3 protein-coding genes and 1 pseudogene are annotated in these 5,280 nt (G+C 70.6%); all 4 read right to left on the bottom strand.

Going from position 1 to position 5,280, the window contains the following annotated elements:
• Window positions 1–483: pseudogene (locus HUX53_RS40215) on the bottom strand (hypothetical protein); the annotation flags it as partial.
• Between the two features lie 193 nt (window positions 484–676).
• Window positions 677–1,762 (bottom strand): 2-oxoacid:ferredoxin oxidoreductase subunit beta, encoded by a 1,086-nt coding sequence (locus HUX53_RS27215; RefSeq protein WP_176406068.1) that lies wholly within the window; start codon window positions 1,760–1,762, stop codon window positions 677–679.
• Entirely contained in the window at window positions 1,755–3,596 is a 1,842-nt protein-coding gene (locus HUX53_RS27210; protein WP_176406067.1) for a 2-oxoacid:acceptor oxidoreductase subunit alpha, read from the bottom strand. Before HUX53_RS27210 ends, HUX53_RS27215 begins: the two co-directional genes overlap by 8 nt.
• A 326-nt stretch (window positions 3,597–3,922) precedes the next feature.
• Window positions 3,923–5,209 (bottom strand): hypothetical protein, encoded by a 1,287-nt coding sequence (locus tag HUX53_RS27205; RefSeq protein WP_176406066.1) that lies wholly within the window; start codon window positions 5,207–5,209, stop codon window positions 3,923–3,925.
• Window positions 5,210–5,280 lie beyond the last annotated feature (71 nt).

The raw sequence follows: 5,280 nt of genomic DNA, 5'->3' as shown, positions 1-5,280 counted from the left end.
GGCAGGATGATGCCGGCGCCGACCGTCCCGCCGCCGCGCCGCCTCCCCACCCGCGACCGGCAACACCGCGGTGGTCGCCTCGGCCCGCTCCCCACGCAAACTCTCCTGTCCAAGCGCCTCCGCCGGGTCCCGATAAAGCGGCCGAGTATCCCCCTCCGCTTGGACGTCCTTCCCCAGCCGCCCCTTTCCACCGGATCGCGCACCGACCGCACCGGACGCGTCGGCCTGCATGACTGCACCGGGCAGAGTGGTGTCGCCAGAAAGAGTGGTGTCGCCGGGCCGCGCGGGGGCTGCGCCAGGCACGGCTGCGCCAGGCACGTCGGCTGCGCCAGGCACGTCGGCCGCGCCGGGCTGGGAGGCGATCGTGTCGGGCGGCGTTGTGGCGGTGACGGCCGCGCCGGGCGGCGTGTCGGTCGCCGGTGGGGCGGGTGCGGGGGGTTCGTCGTGCGGACGATTCTTGCTGCGGCGCGGAATGACCCGCATCGTCACCTCCCCGGCTTCGTGATCACCGCTCAGTCTTTCAGGATGAGACGCCGCCCCGCATCGCGTCTCGTCCGAAGAGCGGTGCGAATCGTCCCTTGGTCATCATGTCCAACCGTGCCCCGTTCGTGGGCGTTCAATACGCGCGAAAAAGCCCGGCCCCGGACGAACCGGGGCCGGGCCTGCGCAAAGGTGATTAATCGATTCGCCAGGTGTCGCCGGAGCCGAGCAGCGCGGCGAGGTCACCCTCGCCCTGCTTCTCGACGGCCTCGTCGAGCTGGGCCCGCATCAGCTCGTCGTAGGACGGCCGGTCCACGTCCCGGAAGATGCCGATCGGGGTGTGCTCGAACGCCGGCTGGTCCAGCCGCGACAGCGCGAACGCCTGCGACGGGTCCGGGTTGTGGGCGTCGTGCACGGCGATCTCGGCCGCGGACACGTCCGCGACGTTGACCACCTCGAACGAACCGGACGGCGTGCGGCGCAGCGCCTTGGAGCGGTCCGCCCCGAAGACGATCGGCTCCCCGTGCTCAAGCCGGACGGTGACGTCGTCCCGCACGGAGGCGTCCTTCAGCGGCTCGAACGCGTTGTCGTTGAAGATGTTGCAGTTCTGGTAGATCTCCACGAGCGCGGTGCCGCGGTGCTGCGCCGCCGCCCGCAGCACCGACTGCAGGTGCTTGCGGTCGGAGTCGATGGTGCGGGCGACGAACGTGCCCTCCGCGCCGATCGCGAGCGACAGCGGGTTGAACGGCGCGTCCAGGGAGCCCATCGGCGTCGACTTGGTGATCTTGCCCAGTTCGGACGTCGGCGAGTACTGCCCCTTCGTCAGCCCGTAGATCCGGTTGTTGAACAGCAGGATCTTCAGGTTGACGTTGCGGCGCAGCGCGTGGATCAGGTGGTTGCCGCCGATCGACAGCGAGTCGCCGTCCCCGGTCACCACCCACACCGACAGGTCCGGGCGGGACGTGGCGAGGCCCGTCGCGATCGCGGGCGCGCGGCCGTGGATCGAGTGGAACCCGTAGGTGTTCATGTAGTACGGGAACCGCGACGAGCAGCCGATGCCCGAGATGAACGTGATGTTCTCCCGGCGCAGCCCGAGCTCCGGCAGGAAGGACTGGACGGCCGCGAGGATCGCGTAGTCACCGCACCCGGGGCACCAGCGCACCTCCTGGTCGGTCTTGAAGTCCTTCATCGTCTGCTTCGCGTCCGTCTTCGGGACGAGGGAGAGCAGCGACTTCCCGTTCCCGTTGACCGCGCCGTTCCCGTTGGACCCGTTCTCACTCACTGTCGATCACATCCTGGATGACGCCCTGCAGCTCTTCCGCCTTGAAGGGCAGGCCGCGGACCTGGTTGTAGCCGATCACGTCGATGAGGAACCGGCCGCGCAGCAGCAGCGCCAGCTGGCCGAGGTTGATCTCCGGGACGATGACCTTGTCGTAGGAGCGCAGCACTTCGGGCAGATTCGCGGGGAACGGGTTGAGGTGCCGCACGTGCGCCTGCGCGATGTTCCGGCCGGTCGCGCGGACCCGCCGGACGCCCGCCGAGATCGCCCCGTACGTCCCGCCCCAGCCCAGCACGAGGACGCGTGCCTCGCCGGACGGGTCGTCCACCGCGAGCGGCTCGACGTCGTTGGCGATGCCGTCCACCTTGGCCTGGCGCAGCCGCGTCATGGCGTCGTGGTTGGCCGGGTCGTAGGAGATGTTGCCGGACCCGTCGGCCTTCTCCAGGCCGCCGATCCGGTGCTCCAGCCCCGCCGTGCCCGGGATCGCCCAGGGGCGCGCGAGTGTCTCCGGGTCGCGCTTGAACGGCTGGAAGTCCTCCTGCGACGGCTCCGCGAAGTTCGGCTCGATCGCCGGCAGCGCCGCCACGTCCGGCAGCTTCCACGGCTCGGAGCCGTTCGCGAGGTAGCCGTCCGACAGCAGGATCACCGGCGTGCGGTACTTGACCGCGATCCGGGCCGCCTCGATCGCCGCGTAGAAGCAGTCCGACGGGGACTGCGGCGCGATCACCGGGACGGGCGCCTCGCCGTTGCGGCCGTACATGACCTGCAGCAGGTCGGCCTGCTCGGTCTTGGTCGGCAGCCCGGTGGACGGACCGGCCCGCTGCACGTCGATGACCAGCAGCGGCAGCTCGGTCGCGACGCCGAGGCCGATCGTCTCGCTCTTCAGCGCGATGCCCGGACCGGACGTCGTGGTGACGCCGAGCGACCCGCCGAACGAGGCGCCGAGCGCCGCGCCGACCGCGGCGATCTCGTCCTCGGCCTGGAACGTCCGCACGCCGAACTTCTTGTGCTTGGACACCTCGTGCAGGATGTCGGACGCCGGGGTGATCGGGTACGAGCCGAGGAAGATCGGCAGCCCGCTCTGCACGCCCGCGGCGACCAGCCCGTACGCGAGCGCGAGGTTCCCGGTGATGTTGCGGTACAGGCCGGGCTCGTGCTCGGCCGGCTTGATCTCGTACTGCACCGAGAACGCCTCGGTGGTCTCGCCGTAGGACCAGCCCGCCTGGAAGGCCGCGATGTTCGCCTTCATGATCTCCGGCTTGCTGGCGAACTTCTTCTCGAGGAAGCCGAGCGTCCCCTCGGTGGGACGGTGGTACAGCCAGGACAGCAGCCCGAGCGCGAACATGTTCTTCGCGCGCTCCGCGTCCTTCTTGGAGATGTCGAAGTCCTCAAGGGCCTTCACCGTCATCGAGGTCAGCGGCAGCGCGTGCACGCGGTACTCGGCGAGCGAGTCGTCCTCGACCGGGCTGGCCTCGTAGCCGACCTTGGCGAGGTTGCGCTTGCTGAACTCGTCGGTGTTGACGATGAGGTCGGCGCCGCGCGGCAGGTCCGCGAGGTTCGCCTTGAGTGCGGCCGGGTTCATCGCGACGAGCACGTTGGGCGCGTCCCCGGGGGTCAGGATGTCGTGGTCGGCGAAATGCAGCTGGAAGCTCGACACGCCGGGCAGCGTGCCTGCCGGGGCGCGGATCTCGGCCGGGAAGTTGGGCAGCGTCGACAAGTCGTTGCCGAACGCCGCGGTCTCCTGGGTGAAGCGGTCGCCGGTCAGCTGCATGCCGTCGCCGGAGTCGCCGGCGAAGCGGATGATGACGCGGTCGAGCTGCTGGACCTGTTTGGTCACAGAGAAAGACCTCCTCGACGGGCAGCACCGGTCCCGGGGGAGGCACCCGGGATCGTGATGCTACTTAGGCTTACCTTCATGGTATGTCCGGGATCGGATGGTGGTATCGGGACGACCGCTCACCGGGAGATACGACCTGGGGCGGCGTCCTAGTTCATCCCTGGACACAGGCTGCTGCGCTGCCGGCACAGGTCGACGTGCAGTCGCCGGACCAGCCGCGCAGGGCTCGTCGAGGAGCCGCGGCTCCCCAGGGGCGTGGAGTTCACGACCCGAAGTGTAGACAGCGCGGACGAGGCGGGACCGCACCGCCCCTGGACGTTGCCGCATTACGGTCGCCCTGGTGACCGCGATGTGGCGACCTCGGGACCGTCCGATCGCTCGGCCGAGGGCCCGCCCGTCTGCGCCGGCCCCGAGGTGGCCGGATTCGGCGTGGCCGGATGCGGCTTCAGCACCGCCTTGCGCTCCCGGTCGACCTGGGCGAGCAGCTTCGGGACGTCCTCGGCGGCCAGCGCCTCGCCGACGACACGGGCGGACGCCGCGTACGGGTACGAGCCGGGGTTGTCGAGCGCCTTCCGCATCCAGTTCCGCCACAGCTTGCTGGTCACGGTGCAGCGCAGCACGACCGAACGGTCGGCCTGCACAGGGCCGGACGTCTTGCACGAGCCGAGGGCCTCGCCCCTGGACGAGATGGCCGCCCGCAGCGCGGCCCGCGCGCCGTCCGGCACCGATCCCTGGGGCGCGGTCAGCGTGGCGGGCAGGCTCACCGTGCAGCCGTTGGTGTTCTGGTCGCAGTTGCTGAACGTCAGCGTCCCCGGCCTGAAGTCCAAGGTGGGGTCGGGTGCGCCGCCCAGCGCGGCCACCCGCGGGCGCAACTCGGTGAACAGCGTCGCGGGCGCGGCGACGGGCGCGGCGGTGAACTGCGGCGCGTTCTGCCCCGTGCCCCGCACCGACAGCAGCCGGTAGGGCGCGTCCGCCGTGATCAGGTAGTCGGCGGCGGACGTCTTGATCCGGTACGCCCGGGCGCCGTTCACGTCCTCCGTCGGCGGGTTCCCGGACGTCTTGCTCAGCGTCTCCGCGATCGACTCGGGGCCCAGGACGTCCGGCACGTCGAAGCCGGGCACCGACGCGGGCGCCTTCGACCAGCGGCCGGCGTAGTACTCGGGATGCGTGGTCTCACCCGCGAAGGCGCGCCAGAAGTCGATCCCGGCCTTGAGGTAGGTGGTGCCGTCGATCGCGACGACGTCCGCCGCCAGCGTGCCCGAGGTGATCCGCCCGGTCGCCGCACCCGACGGCGTCACCCGGACGTGCGCCTGGACGGGCTGCCCCTTCAGCGTGACGGTGCCGTCGTAGCGCATCCCGGTCCCGGACGTGAGCCGGTGCCCCGCCTCGACCGTCCACGCCGGTGGCGGCGCCGACACGGTGGGCGTGACCTTCGGCTTCGCCGGCTCGCCCTCCCCGCCGAACGCGACCGCGGCCACGACACCGCCCGCGACCACGACCACGGCCGCCGCTCCCGCGACGACCATGATCCGCGCCCCGCGCCCCTTCCGCTGCCGCCCGCCCTTCCCCGGCATGACCCCGCCATGCCGGGGCAGGGCCTGTCCCTTATACACCACTCCGAGCCCCCCAGACGGACTCCAATCTCGTATGCCGCCTTCTACTTGAAAAAAAAACAAACCACCAA

It is taken from the genome of Actinomadura sp. BRA 177, from assembly GCF_013372625.1.
Classification (GTDB): Bacteria; Actinomycetota; Actinomycetes; order Streptosporangiales; family Streptosporangiaceae; genus Spirillospora.
Note: the sequence above shows the minus strand (reverse complement) of the source record. Positions and strands in the feature narration are given on the sequence as shown.